The sequence below is a fragment of the Oleiphilus sp. HI0066 genome (assembly GCF_001635725.1).
This window is the reverse complement of record NZ_LWFH01001012.1, coordinates 13,437-28,692: the sequence shown is the minus strand read 5'-3', so window position 1 is coordinate 28,692 and position 15,256 is coordinate 13,437. Positions and strand designations below refer to the sequence as shown.

The window sequence follows — 15,256 nt, the reverse complement described above, 5'->3', positions numbered from 1 at the left end:
ATCGGCAGGGACAATTTCGATCATCGTCATCCCTGGCTGTACGACCTCACCCACCGTCGACACATGTACTTTTTTGATTACCCCAGTAATAGGCGCTGTCACTTGTGTTCGTCTTTGCTGGTCGGCGCGTCTGCTAATATCTGCATTGGCAATCTCAATGTTGGCGCGCACATCCGCTAACTCTTTTTGTGCTTCGCCACGAAACTCTTCGACAACCGCTCTTTTCTTCTGCTCAAGTCGCATCAGTTTGCTTTTGATCTGAGGGATGTCCGATTTGCTTCTACCTACTTCAAGATTTAGTTCAGAAATACGCTGATCGATATTCAACAACTCAATTGCCGGCACAGCTCCTTGTTTAACGAGCGGTGCATTAATTCGACGTTGCTCTTTGGATAAACGTAGTTGTTGTTGATAGCTGCGTAAGGCTTGATTAGCACTCGCGAGCTCTTGTTGCGCTTCTTCCATTTCCAGTTCAATAATGCGCAAATTACTGTTGTGCTCATTGAGTTGAATTTCGAGCAACTGGTTTTCAGCATCAATAAACTGCGGCGCTTTGTTATAGAGAGAATTGTGATAGACGGGGTCGGTAATATTCACGACAGCTTCGATTCGAGCCGCTTTGGCTAAGGCTGCTAGGTATTCCGTTTCAGATTGAATAAGATTCGCCGATGCCTGTGTATCATCTAAGACAAGCAATACCGCACCTTTTTCCACAAGTTGGCCATCGCGTACCATCACTTCTTCAAGAATGCCGCCCTCAAGGTTCTGAATCTTTTGAATGCTTGCCGATGGAATCGCCTTCGCTTCACCACGAATAATTTCATCCATATTGGTTAATGCAGCCCACACTAGTGCAATCACAAAAAATGCACTTAAGGCATACAGAATCCATGCACTGACTTTAGGTCGTTGGTGCAAACTCGCAAGAATAGCATCTGTGACATAGCCTCCGTCTTGCTTCTCGAGTGACTCAGCTTGATTGAGCTTATGATCGATATCAGACATGCTCACCTCCCGCATCCGATTGAGTGTTTGGCTGTTCGCCTAAACCTTTCAGTCGCGCCAATACCTCCTCTTTATCGCCCATCATTGCGACTCGCCCGCCATCAAGTACGAGCACTTTGTTTGCAAGCTTGAGCATTTCAAGATTGTGGGTCAGAAAAATCATAGTCTTCCCTTCCCCTACGACGGCTAATTGATCGATCAGTTTTTTCTCAGACGACTTGTCTAGGTTTGAACTCGGCTCATCAAAAATGAGGATGGGCGGATCAGGCAGCAAAGCACGCGCGATGGCAAGGGTTTGACGTTGTCCGAGCGAGAGAAATCGTCCTTGCTCACCAATATCTCTATCAAGCCCTTCGGGATCTTGATTCACAAAGTGACCAACGCCTGATCGCTCAACAGCCTTTAAGATATCTTCGTCAGTAGCGCTAGGAAGCGCCGCAACAATGCTATCGCGAATAGTGCCTGATAGGAGCTGCGGGATTTGCGTGACTACACCAATGTTTCTGCGCAAGTCAGCAGGGTCGATTTGTCTTAGATCAATCCCATCGATCAATACGCTGCCTGCTGAGGGTTCATAAAGACCAGTCAAAAGATTCATTAATGTTGTCTTGCCAGAACCAATACGACCAATCACCGCGAGTTTATCACCTGCTTCTATTTCAATAGATAAATCGTTAATAAATGCATGCTCTTTCTCAGGAAAAGCAAAACTCAGATTCTCGCAACGGAAAGCACCGGTAAAGGACTCTCGTGCCAAGTAATACTTTCCTGACGGACGTTCAACCGGCATTTGCATGATGTTATCGAGGCCTTCGTAAGCCACCTTCGCATTATGAAAACGCAAAATAAGACTAGATAGCTGCGCCATAGGTGCCATTGCTCGACCTGAAAGAATGACGGTCGCAATCAGACCACCCATGCTCAGAGCATTGTCGTAGATTAAGAACACCCCAAAAAACACTACGATAATGGTATTCAATTGCGTGGCATAACTAACGAAATAACCCGTTGCTTGCGTTAGGTAGCGTGACTTTTCTGACCATGTCGCAATATCCGCGGTAGCCTGTTCCCAGCGGCGTTGCTGCTTACCCTCTTGGCGGAATAGCTTGATCGATTCAATCGCGTTGAGGGCCTCAATTAATAAGCCATTTTTTTGCGCGCTTGCGGCATAGCTTCGCGTAATGGCCGCTTTGATTTTGATGCTCATCAGAAGGCTTACAAGCAAGATGACAAGCATGATAATCAGTGGAGATAAGAACAAAGGCCCTGCAATGACTGCAATCGTTAAAAGGAAAACGAGAAGAAAAGGTAAATCAATTAAGCTACTGATCGACGCCGAGGTGACGAACTCTCGCACTGATTCAAAGTCTGCTAAGTTCTTAGCGAACGATCCTGTTGATCTCGGCTTATGGCTTTCTTTGATTTTTAGTACTTGCTCGAAAATCGTGGACGACAAAATGACATCCGCTTTTTTACCCGCGATGTCTAAAAAGTAACTGCGCAATAACTTAAAAATAAAATCAAAACTGAAAACAATAAACGCCGCAATTACGAGCGTCCAAAGTGTATCTATCGCATTATTCGGTACAACGCGATCATAAACATTCATAACGAATAAGGGGCTCATTAGCGCGAAGAGATTGATCATGACTGTTGCTATCAGCACATCGCGATAAATCGATTTCGACACCCACAAGCTGCGCCAAAACCAATGCTGACGCTTGTGTTGATAATCTGTCTCAGCACGATCTATCTCGTATATCGTTTTCACAAGAAAACACTGGCCCGAATAGGCAGCGCTCAACTCATCAAGACTGATTTCTAGCTTACCCTTGTCAGGCACAAACACTGAAGCCATGCCGTTTTGTATGGCTAAGAGTACCGCCCCATGCTCGTCAGGCTGCTCGCCCAACACAACAATACATGGCAGTGTCGCAGGATCGAGCGCCGAAATATCGCGCTCTGTAAGATCTATCTCTAGGCCTGCGTTCTGTGCAGCGCGTGGTAGTAATGATGACGAGAGGCGTTCTTCACTTATCGGAACACCAGAAAGCAACGATGCAGCGCTTTGCGCTCGACCCAACAAACGACTAAGCTCTATGAGGCATTCGAGAAATGAACGCTTACTTTTTGGTGCTAGACTCGAACCATTCACCATACGGGGCTCACTCAAAGCTCAACATGCGAAAGAATAAACCAATCATTTAAGCTGTCTCTGATGCACATGAAGGGTCGACTAAAGCTTGCTCCCCAATTGCATAAGCCATTTTGCGAACACGGAGACACAGGGTTTCGAACAACATAAGTATTGTTTTCTACATTGGTCCAATATTCGTCTTGAATGCCTGCTTTTAAGTCAACGCTTGGAAGGTTATTGAGGATGTAGATGAAGTCGCGGAGCTCATTAATTCGCGGCAAATGCCAATCACCGAGGTTATTAACTGTCGTGCCGCCACATGTGGAATTTGCTCCTGACCACGCCTTTTGATTTATGGGGGTTACGTCGTACCACATGCGCTGGTCGTTGATGTCATGCAGATACACGTTTTCGTCAACGACTGCCGATGCATCCGTCAAACCAACGACTTTGTCATAAATGATATTGACCTGATATTGATAGTAGCGACTCGAACCATCCACCAGCACATTATCGATATTAACGGTGTAAATCGTGTCGCAGGCGTAGTTGAAATACCAAGTGATTTGTTTCGCGGAACTGTTTACGAATACGTTATCTCCGCGCAGTGTTCCGTTATCCGTTTTGTAGCTATCTGAGGCGACCTTATCGATGAGGGTTTGAGCAACGTTGTTTGGATCTTTAAGGGTGACGGTGGCAGATGAATAATCGACCGTAGTGGCATTCACTGGTCGAAAGCTCCATACGGTCTTTGCGCCACTCAATAAAAACGAGGGATAGCCTTGATAAGGCATGGCGACAAAATCGATATTGCTGCTATCTGCTTGGCCACTCAAGCCTGTAAAGCCGAATACTTTAAGTGCTGTATATTGCGGCCCTTGCCCGTAGGTCATGTATTTTTCTTTCTCGTCTAAGACGTAACGGCGATGACCTGGGTCGTAGTTTCCATCGAAACTTGAGTTATTCCAGTTATGGTTCCAGCCAATGATCTGCTGTGCAGGATCAACATTGTCACCACCCTGCCCAATATTACTGCTTGCGCCCCCATCACTGCCGGTTTGGATAAAGCAAGCGCTTGCAGCCGTGGCACCATGCACACTCGGCGTTGGCCCAGTCATGATCGCCATCTGTTGAACTTGTTGTTCAAACAGATCGGCATCAACGTCATTGCCAGCTTTCCATCCCACCGGTTTTAATCGATGTAAAGCGCGAATAGCATTCATAACGTCTAAGGAGCGATCTTTAGCCAGTTGGCTTAAGTTACCCTGCGCACAAACACCAGCGTTATCGTCTGGCATTGTGGTGTAGGCTTGAAGGTCAACGAATCCACCAAGTTCATTTTTTAAATCACGCCAAATAGCGAGGTCCTGTGCCGTTACATTCACTAACAACACGGAGGCGTCATTCAAATATACCGGGCCGCCAAGATTCAATCGAGTTGTATCTGTTAAATCTGAAGTAGACGAAGAGCTTCTGCTTGCACCCAACATTAATGTCATTGCGCATAATGAAATGAGTATGAGCTGTTTATGAAGTGCGTAAAAACTAGGCAATTTAACGACCTCTCTAGTTTGAGATGCTTGCTAAACACTAGTCGAGATTAGTGCCGTAAATGTAAAGATTTGTTCGTTTTTTAGACCACATAAACGACTTGAAAAGGCTCAAACTAAGGCCTTTTCACCCTCTGAATAATCTGAAAACGAAAGCATTCATCACTCAAAATCATCCTTGGATCGGTTATCGGGCAACAGGCTATCTAAATTTACGGAATGCCCAACATCCCATGCTCCCGCCTTCCTGTTGCTTTCCTGCTCATTTGTTTGAGCGGTATCAGCATTACCCGCAGAGTCTTTATCATTCGAAGATTCTGGCAGCCCAGATAACAAGTCACTCACAGACTCTTTTGGCTCAAGTTCGGGCGCCAAGTCAACTAAGCTTTCTTGAATGAACGATGAACGAGTCGCTTCAGACTTACCACTCGGCGCGGTGACTTGATCAAGAAGTAACAAGGGGTCTGAGTCATACGATACCGCCGGCACATCAGCAGAAACCGGTGCTAGGGGTGGCGGAGGTGGTGCGATCACTTGCTGTGCAGCATCGGTATGGACATCCATGCTCCCAGTAGCAGTAACGCCAGATTGATCCTGAGCCTCATACTGCAAAGATTCTGTTACGGTTTGCAAATTTGAATTGCCCGTTTTCGCTTGTGCTTCAAAGCTTCCATTGGCCTTGAACTGAACAAGCGCATGCCCTGTATCAAATACCTGAGACCAACCACTTACGGGATCGAACTGCAGACTCTGTCCGTTAATTCCAGTGAGTGTTAAGGACGTGTCAGCCTGGTCATTCGCAAAGACATTCCCAGTATCGATACCACCAGCATTCAAGTGACTATTATCGATCACGGCAACAGGCGCATTACCCTGCCCATCAATTTCAATGGCAATGGTTTGCGTTGCCGTACCACCCAGACCATCATCGACTTCGACAATAATACTCTCTTTGAGCGTCTGCCCCGTCAGCAATTTCTGCACATCAGGATGCGCTGTATTGAGTCGATATTCCCAAGCTCCCGTTTGGGCATTCAAGGAGAACTGTCCGTACTGGCTAGTATTCACTGATCGCCATGCATGCTGATCACTGACATCAGGATCGATCACTTGAAGCGTTCCAGATATCGGCGTTGTCGCATTCTCGGCCACCGACTGCTGCACAACAGGAGCAACACTCGGTAAATCATTACTGCCCACAACCTCGACTCGGATTTGAGCGACAGAACGCTCTCCGTGTTGATCAAGCACCTCGACCTGAAATGTTTCTTGAGCCGTTTCGCCTTTAGCCAACGATTCAGCTTTTGCAGGATCAAGCTGATATACCCATTTGCCACTGGCATCGAGGCTTATCACCCCATATTGACCCTGCTGACTGCCTAAGATGTTCCAAGTGTGCATGTCGCTTGCATCCACATCACCATCTAAAAGCTGACCAGATGCCTGTAATGTGCCACCATCTTGAACTGTTCCGCTTAACACACCACTGATATTCGGCGCGTCATTCGTACCTGTAATCGTGAGGGTGACTTGCTGAGTCACGATACTCCCGTGACCATCATCTACTTGAATGATCGCGGTATCTGTTTTTAATTCGCCATCAGCAAGCTGATCAATATCAGCATGATTCGGCTGATGAAGCACATAAGACCAATTGCCATTGGCATCAATTGTCAGCGTGCCATATTGAGCAGGCGTTGCGACGGACCAGGTATGTTGATCAAGCGCGTCAGGGTCAACAGCCGTCCAAGAACCTGCGGCTGCAATACTAGAACCTTCAATAGCCCTTCCTGTATCAGTGCCGGTAATTTGAGGAACATCATTTGCACCATCGACATGCACATTTACGGTCTGCACCGAGCGCTCACCATGTTGATCTTGCACTTCAATCTGAAAAGTTTCGGTGGCTGTTTGCCCATCTGATAAGGCTTGTGCTTTGTTCTGATCGAGCACATAAGTCCACTTACCTAGCGCATCGACAGTCATCACTCCGAAGGCCCCTAAGCCGCCAGCCAATACTTTCCACGTGTGTGTGTCGTTGGCATCCACGTCACCATGCTGCAATTGACCCTCCGCTCTGAGGGTGCCGTTTTCTTGAACATTCCCGATACTGACACCAGAAATCTGAGGTGCGTCATTCGTACCATTAATCACAACCTTAACGGTTTGGGTGTCACTTGCGTTGTGTTGATCAGCCACTTTAATTTGAAACGCAAGTTCGTGCGTTTCGCCATCGCCCAAGCGTTGCGCCTTGTTTTGATTTAAGACAAAGGTCCATTTGCCGTTCGCATCAACCTGCATGCTCCCCCATGGTGATTGACCTCCTCCCACCAAAGACCAGGTGTGGGTATCCCCTTGATCTGGGTCGCCATGCTGAAGTTGACCTGTGACAGCATTTAATTGATCCTCAACCGCTAGACCTTGAACAACACCTTGAATATTGGGCTGTGAATTGGCGCCGTTAATCGTGACATCGATAACTTGCGTACTTACGCCTGAGCTCGCATCTCGCACTTCAACAGTAATGTGATCAATCATCGATTGACCACTCGCTAAACCTTGAACCGCAGGGTTGCTCACGTCTAAGGTGTACGTCCACTTGCCATTTGCATCCACGACCAATGTACCGTAGCTGCCGCCCGACTTAACGCTCCAAGTATGTGAATCACCAATATCGGGATCAACAGCGATCAGTTGACCAGTTGAGGTGCTCTGCGTTTCAGACATCGATTGCGTGGTCGTACCACTGATTTGAGGGACATCATTGGTACCTTCAACCGTGACAGTAATCACCTGAGATACAGTTGCACCGTGATTATCTTTACCCTGAATTAAGAAGGTCTCTGTGCGCGTTTGACCTTCTCTCAATGCATCAACATTGCTTGCATTCTCATTAATCTGATATTGCCAGTTGCCTTGCTGATCAATGGTAAATTGACCAAACAAACCATTCTGTGTTTTTGGAATGATCTCAACCGTATCACCCGTATTTGGATCGGTGATATTGGCTTTCGCGGTATGCAGACCTTTTACATCTTCTTTGACATCACCTGCTGTAACACCCGAAATAACAGGCGCTTTGTTCTCTCCCGTCACGTTTAGCGTTATGGCTTTCGTGCTGCTATCACCATGCTGATCCGTTACTGTAACCATAAAAGTTTCAGTGAGGCTTTGCCCTTTACCCAAGGCCAGTACGTCAGGATGATTCTTGTTTAAGGTATATTCCCACTTTCCGCTTGATGCATTTAGTTGCATCGAGCCATAGCTACCATTATTTCCGTTAAGAGACCAAGTATGCGTATCGCCTTGATCTGGGTCGCCACTTTGCAATTGCCCCTCTACCGAGCTTTCTGCATTTTTCATTGAGCCGTTTAGACGCCCCTGAATATCTGGAGCGTCATTAGTACCGGTGACGTCTATTTCAATCAAGACTGTGACTGCTTGCCCATTGCTGTCGACCATTGTCTTACCGAATTGATCGACAGGAATCACCATGAAGCTTTCTTTCGTTGTTAAACCTTCCGGCATACTATTTGCGACCTGACCATTTAAGGTATAAGTCCATTTGCCTGTAGTCTTATCGAAATTCATTGAGCCAAGCTGCCCTTGCCCACTGACAAGCGTCCACGTCACTAGCGTGCCATTAAATGTGTTTGGCAAAGAGCCTTGGTCTGTTACTTTGTTGTCTTCAATGGCTGCACCGGTATCAACGATCTGGCCGCTACTTACCACTTGGTTTTGCGCCGTCCCATCAATACTCATCACAATTTGTTTGGTCGCGGTATCGCCATTCGCGTCGGTGACTTGCACTGTAAAGACATCTTGAACTGTCACACCGGGTTGAAGCGCCTGTACTGCAGGACTATTACTGTCGAGTTTGTACTCCCATTGTCCGGTATTAGGGTTCAAGGTCAGTGTGCCGAAGTTGCCTTGCCCACCGCCATTCAAAGACCATGTATGGGTATCCCCTGCATCTGGATCAAGCGCAGCAAGTGAGCCACTCGATTGGGTTAATGAGCCCTCAACCAATCGTCCCGAGTCTTGCCCAATAATGGTTGGCGCATCGTTGGTACCTTGAATGTCGACGTTAACGGTCTGCTCATGCCGATGACCGTTGGCATCGATCATGACAATCTTCCACGTTTCAGTAACTTGTTGACCTTCAGCGAGCGCTTCGGTTTGCGGAGAATTATTGAGCGTATAGGTCCATTTTCCAGTGTTGGCAGCAACGGTCAGGGCACCATATGCACCGCCTACAACAGGATGCGCAGAGACAGATTGATAGCTTCCAACGGTTGAAGGAATTGGCGAACCAGACTGAACATTGCTATCTGTATAGGTGCCATTTGCAAAACTAAAAAATTCGATGTTCTTAACGGTATCTGTGCCGTCACGCCCAGGTATGGTATCGATAACTCGAAACTGACCATTGCCCAAATCGACAATACGATACTCACTTCGACTTCCAGTAAACTCAGCGGTATCGCCTTTATTAGCCGATCCGCCATCTAACAGATCATTTCCGCTACCACCTCTTAAAACGTCATCTCCTTTTCCTCCCTTCAATTGGTCGTTGCCATCACCTCCGTGAATTCGATCATCCTTATCGCCTCCGTCTATCCGGTCGTTACCTCCGCGTCCGTCGATAAAACCTTGCTTGTTAGTACCCTTAATGTGATTGTCTGCATTATTGCCAACACGAGTAGGACTAGAATTTTCATCAGGTGCTTTAAACTCTGGGTCTTTTAAGGCAGTACCCGGTGCGCCAGAAAATGAGCCACTATCTTTGGGTTTGGTATTCTCAATAACATTCGCGACAATCGTAGGGTGCGTCGTGGTTACGCCACTCGGAGGAGTGCCTCCGCCCCCTGGAGCTCTATTTTGCGTTCCGATGACATCGACATTAATCGAGAAGGGTTGAGAAGTGCCGCCGCTTAAATCAACCGCGACAACTTGAAACGCCTCTTGACCCGTTTGACCTGCCTTCAAGGCTTTTGTATCTGCGTCATTGTTATCGAGGGTATATATCCACTTGCCATTTTGGTCGATAGAAAGCGAGCCATAAGTGCCGTTGGGGTTGAGTACGCGCCATTGGGTAATTTTGTCGCCTGTGTCTACGTCCGTTGCTTGCAAGAAGCCAACTGCATTCAATTGAAGATTTTCAACAGTCGTGCCCGTCGCGATTCCATTGACAGTTGGTACGTCATTGGTACCAACTAAATTCATGGAAATCACTTTTGATACCGACGCACCGGACTGATCGGTCGCCACGACGGCAAAGCTCTCGGTTGCGATTTGCCCCTGCGCTAAGGCTTGCGTTGCATTTGCACCTTTATCGAGGGTATATGTCCAATTACCGTTGGCATCAATCGTGAAAGTGCCATAGGTGCCTTTGAAAGTGCCTGGAGTAAACGTCGCAGTATCGCCCTTATCGACATCGCTCGTGCTCAGCGTTCCAGATAACTGAGTTTGCGCTCCGTCTTCCAGTAGGGTCATCTGACTTGGAGGCGGCGCGATGATAAGCGGCGCATCATTGGTGCCTGTCACAGTCACCGTGACAAAAGATGTTGCTTTGGCACCTTGTGAATCTTCCGTTTCAACAGGAAAACTCAGCGTTTTAATCTCTCCGTCTTTCAAGGTCTGAACGTCTTGCGAACGGTTATCGATTAAAAAGCTCCATTGCCCATTCGCTTGTAGCGTGAATGTACCGAAGCTATTGGTAATGCTCTGGCCGCCTCCGCCAACGGTCCAAGTATGGGTATCCCCGCGATCTGGGTCGCCCGCTTGCAGTCGGCCACCGACCGGGTTTTGCGCGTCTTCAACCGTACTCGCAGCCTGAACTCCTCCAATGTTTGGCACATCGTTCGTACCTTCCAAATTCACAGTCACTGTTTGCTGAGAGCTATGGCCATAACTGTCGGTGACCATGATCGTGAAGGTTTCTGTTTTTGCCTGTCCCTCTCGGAGTTGATCTATGCGCCCATCAACTTTGTAAGTCCATTGTCCGTCTGGACCCAAAGATAAGGAACCATAACTTCCTTTTGCTGTACCTACGAGACTCCAAGTGTGTGTATCACCTATATCAGGATCGCCATGTGTCAGCTTGCCCGAAACCTGAGTTTGCACATCCTCTTTCAAGAAACCTGAGCTTACACCACCAATATTTGGCGCGGTATTATTCCCTATTATCTCGACAGTAATGATCTGTTGCGCTTTACCGCCATGTCCATCGTCTACCTCGACGATAAACGACTCAGTCGTTTTCTGCCCATGCCCCAGAGCTTTTGTATCAGGAGAATTATGGTCCAGAACAAACGTCCATTTTCCACTGTTTGGGTCTATCGTCAGCCCACCAAAACGGCCTTGCTGCGAACCAACAACCTTCCATGTATGCGTATCTAAGGCATCAACATCTACTGCAGTGAGCGAACCTGAGGTTTGACCGATCAAATCTTCGGTAACTGAACCGGTGTTCTGTCCACGAATGGTAGGTAGATCGTTCGTTCCCTCAACATCAATAACAACTTGTTTAATGGTTCGCTCACCATGCTGATCTCTCACCTCGACACGAAATGTCTGCTGAATGACTTGGCCTTCAGACAAAGCCTTCACAGACGCGGAGTTAGGATGCAGAGAGAATGTCCATTTCCCTTGCCCATCTATCGATAAACTTCCGTATGAGGCGTTGGGATTTAACACTCGCCAGCTATGTGTGTCGTTTTTGTCAGCATCGTCTGGCGTCAGCTGACCGCTAATCGTCGGCGTAACGTCTTCTTTTGCCGTACCACTAAATTGGCCCGCCATCAGCGGCTTATCATTCGTACCGTTAATAACGACAGATACCACTTTTGTGGATGCTGCGCCTTGAGAATCAATGACTCTCACCGTGTGTTGGACGGTGACAGATTCCCCGTCACCAAGCCCTTGCGTATCAGGGCTTGTACGATCCAAGGTATAACGCCAGCGTCCGTTTTGATCTACCGTCAATTGCCCATATTGATCGGCACCACCGCCATCAATTGACCAAGTATGCGTGTCGCCACGATCAGGGTCGCCATCGCGTAGTCTTCCGCTCACCGTTTCGACTTGGTCTTCTATCACACTGCCAGTTGCTCGCCCTCTAATGGCAGGAGAATCATTTGTACCCTCAACAATAATAGAAACGCTTTGCGTGACGATCCCACCGTGCCCATCATCGACTTGTATTTGAAAGGTCTCAGTACGCGTTTCACCCTCTCGCAAGCCGTTCACTGCTTTTGAACGTGAGCCATCAAACATGTCATATGTCCACTGCCCATTCGGCCCAAGCTGAAGAACACCATAGGTTCCACGACCTGTTCCAACAAGCGACCATACGTGAGTATCAGACGCGTCAGCATCAGTCACCGTCAACTGTCCTGATGTGTGCTTGGTCGTATCCTCTTTTGTTTGACCAGTAATTTGACCTGCAATAACGGGGTTATCGTTCGTACCATTGATCGTGATGCCTATCGATTGCGAGTCTGTCGCGCCTAACTGATCTGCAACATTGGCGATAACTGAATCTGTAAGTGACTCACCAGCGGCTAGTTTCTGTACATCAGGATGAGAATTATCAAGTTGGTAACGCCAAACGCCATTACTCGCAATCGTGAAGGTGCCGTATTGACCCTGAAAACTTGTTTGACCACTACCCAAACTCCATGTGTGTGTATCACCTGCATCCACATCGCCATGACGAAGCATGCCTCCTGCACTAGGTTTTCCGTCTTCAGATACAAAACCTGTACTTGTTCCACCGATATTAGGACGATCATTGGTACCCGTTACGTCAACAGTAATGCGTTGCGTTGCAGTGCCACCATGCCCATCATCAACCTGAACGATAAATGTTTCAGATGCGATTTGCCCTGCAGAAAGCGCTTGCGTTGCAAGCCGGCCGTTATCGAGCTGATATTGCCATGTTCCAGTTTGCGGATTGATGCTGATAGACCCGTATGTTCCTTGCCCATTTCCTTGAAGCGCCCAGGAATGCGTATCTAATCGATCGGGATCAACCGCTTGCAGATTTCCCTTCGCAGAATTAACTAAATCCTCCGTCACTATTCCTGAGAACTGCCCAATGATCTGAGGTACATCATTAGTACCAATAATGGTGACGGTAATAGCTTGATCGGTTGTAGCGCCATGTTGATCAGTCACTTTCATCATGACTGTCTCGGTGACCACTTCGCCTGCTGAAAGCGTATTGACCAAAGAATTATGGAAATTTGCGCCCCAAGTTCCTGTGGTCTCGTCAATAATGTAATTGCCCCATTTTCCTAACACGAGGCCGGTGCCATTACTAGAACTGTGTTGATTCTCCCAACTAAAACTCAAGGTGTCACCAGTATCTACATCCTGAACAATGGGCGTCTTACCACGTATGGTCGGGTATTGTCCTTCGGTAAAGGTCGCTGTTAAGTCACCTCCGATCACGGCGGGCGCATCATTGGTGCCCGTTACATTTACCGTTATGAGCTGTGTCGCCGTTCCGCCTTGGCCATCGCTCACTTCAACTGTAAAACTCTCAGTCTTCACATCGTCCTTGGCGATTGACTGTGTTGCCGTCAGATTATTATCAAGCGTATAGGTCCATCGGCCAGTATTAGGGTCAATGCTGAGTTGACCATAACTACCCTGCCCAGAGCCATTTAGTGTCCATGCATGAACATCATTTTTATCGACGTCTTGAACCTGTAATTGTCCAGATGTGATATTGATTGATGCATCTTCAATAACACCGCCAGTGCTAGTGCCCGAAATGCTAGGAGTGTCATTGGTACCATTAACCTGAACGCTAATAGCTTGAGTCCTTGTACCACCTTGCCCGTCATCCACTTTCACATAAAAGGTTTCAGTTGCAATTTGTCCTTGAGACAATGCTTGGGTGGCAGGATTTGAATGATCGAGTTTATATTCCCATTTGCCTGTTTGCGCATTGACGCTAATGCTACCAAATGCTCCTTGGCCGCTACCTTGGATACTCCAGGCATGCACATCATTTGCATCAAGGTCATGGACACGAAGTTGACCTGATGTCGTGCCAACTTGGTCTTCGGTTACAGCGCCACTCGCTGTACCAGAAATAGTTGGGCGATCGTTGCTTCCGACCACATCGACAAGCACTCTCTGAGTAGTGATGCCTCCATTGCCATCATCAACGCTTACATAAAATACTTCTTTGACGATTTGCCCTTGGCTGAGCGCTTGGGTTGCTAAATTTGAGTTATCAAGCGTGTATGTCCATTGACCGTTCTTTGCATCAATATTAAAGCTGCCATAGCTACCTGTTCCCGAGCTATTCATCAACCAAATGTGAGTATCTCCAGCATCCACATCGCGGACGTTTAAACGTCCGCTTTTGGTCAGCAGAGCGTCTTCGGTTACAGTGCCTTGAGTTGTTCCACTTATGATCGGAGTATCGTTCGTTCCATCGATTGTGATAGTGACTGATTGCGGCACAACGCCGCCTTTCCCGTCATCGACATTGACGATAAATGACTCGGTGACCGTTTGGCCGAAAGCCAAAGACTGTGTTGCTTGGCTTGTTTTATCTAGGGTGTATATCCATTTTCCAGTCTGCGTATCAATCGACAGCGAACCATAATTGCCCTGCCCTGTTCCAGAGACAGACCAGGTGTGTGAATCCAGTGTATCCACGTCCGAAACGTTTAACTGCCCCGATACGTTCTTCAGCACATCTTCAACAACGGATCCTGTTGAAGCTCCACTGATTTGAGGTAAATCATTCGTGCCTTGGACTTGTATGTTGATCGGAACAAATTGTGTACGCCCGTATGCATCAACGAGCTCAACTTGAAAAGTCTTCGTTAAACTCTCGCCTTGCGCGAGTGACTGCACACTCATAGAGTTATTAGCGAGTTGGTAAGTCCACCCTCCTTTGCCATCGAGCACTAGCTCACCGTATTGATCCTTGGCCTGTCCAACGATTTGAAAACTAACGAAGCTGGCTGAATTCTGGAATTGTCCAGTCACCGATAGCAACTGATCTTCAATCACTGTATTGGACGTGTTGGTTGCCGACTGAATCAACCCAGGCTTTTCAATTTCATTTTGTTGCTCAGAATTACCCAAGCCTCTCGCAGATGTGACGTATCCCGCCTCAGTGTCGGTTAGATCCGCTTGATAGTCATGAATTGCGACCTGAGAACCACCATCGCTCAGCGTGACATCTTCTGAAGGCTTTTCCACTTCAAGCTCTGTTTCAACCAGATCAAGAATTGATTCATCAATCTCACTATTAAATACGAGACTGTCTGTCAGCGATATCTTCTCTGCTTGATCTAGCTTTGCTTGCTGACCATCTGAATGAGTAATAAGAACTGCTTGTCGTGCATGTATGAAATCGCCTGGGGACAAGACAACACTTCCATCCTCCTGAACGCGCCCAGTGGTAGAGATGTGTTCGAGATTAGAGGGTATAACAACAACTTGAGTTTCTTGCTGATCAGACATTACTTGCTCCGCAGACAAACTACGCCGGAGTATAGTCAGAGTTCGCTAAAGCGCTAATAAATCTGGC

Annotated in this window: 4 protein-coding genes; all 4 read right to left on the bottom strand. The window is 47.5% G+C overall.

What is annotated here, in order from left to right; genetic code table 11:
* A partial coding sequence (locus tag A3738_RS12070; protein WP_068763610.1) for an HlyD family type I secretion periplasmic adaptor subunit occupies positions 1-1,005 on the bottom strand: 1,005 nt, incomplete at its 3' end.
* A complete protein-coding gene (locus tag A3738_RS12065; protein WP_068476151.1) occupies positions 998-3,163 on the bottom strand; it encodes a type I secretion system permease/ATPase in 2,166 nt (721 codons plus the stop codon). The genes A3738_RS12070 and A3738_RS12065, both read right to left, overlap by 8 nt.
* Positions 3,164-3,174: 11 nt before the next feature.
* A complete protein-coding gene (locus tag A3738_RS12060; protein WP_156502813.1) occupies positions 3,175-4,695 on the bottom strand; it encodes a hypothetical protein in 1,521 nt (506 codons plus the stop codon).
* 159 nt (positions 4,696-4,854) lie between these two features.
* Positions 4,855-15,189 carry a VCBS domain-containing protein gene (locus tag A3738_RS29935; RefSeq protein ID WP_068476153.1) on the bottom strand — a complete coding sequence of 3,445 codons (10,335 nt, stop codon included), beginning with the start codon at positions 15,187-15,189 and terminating at the stop codon, positions 4,855-4,857.
* Positions 15,190-15,256: the final 67 nt, after the last annotated feature.

Excerpts from the sequence above, each read along its gene's own strand:
- A3738_RS12065 (WP_068476151.1), bottom strand. The coding sequence starts at position 3,163 with ATGGTGAATGGTTCGAGTCTAGCACCAAAAAGTAAGCGTTCATTTCTC.
- A3738_RS29935 (WP_068476153.1), bottom strand. The coding sequence starts at position 15,189 with ATGTCTGATCAGCAAGAAACTCAAGTTGTTGTTATACCCTCTAATCTC.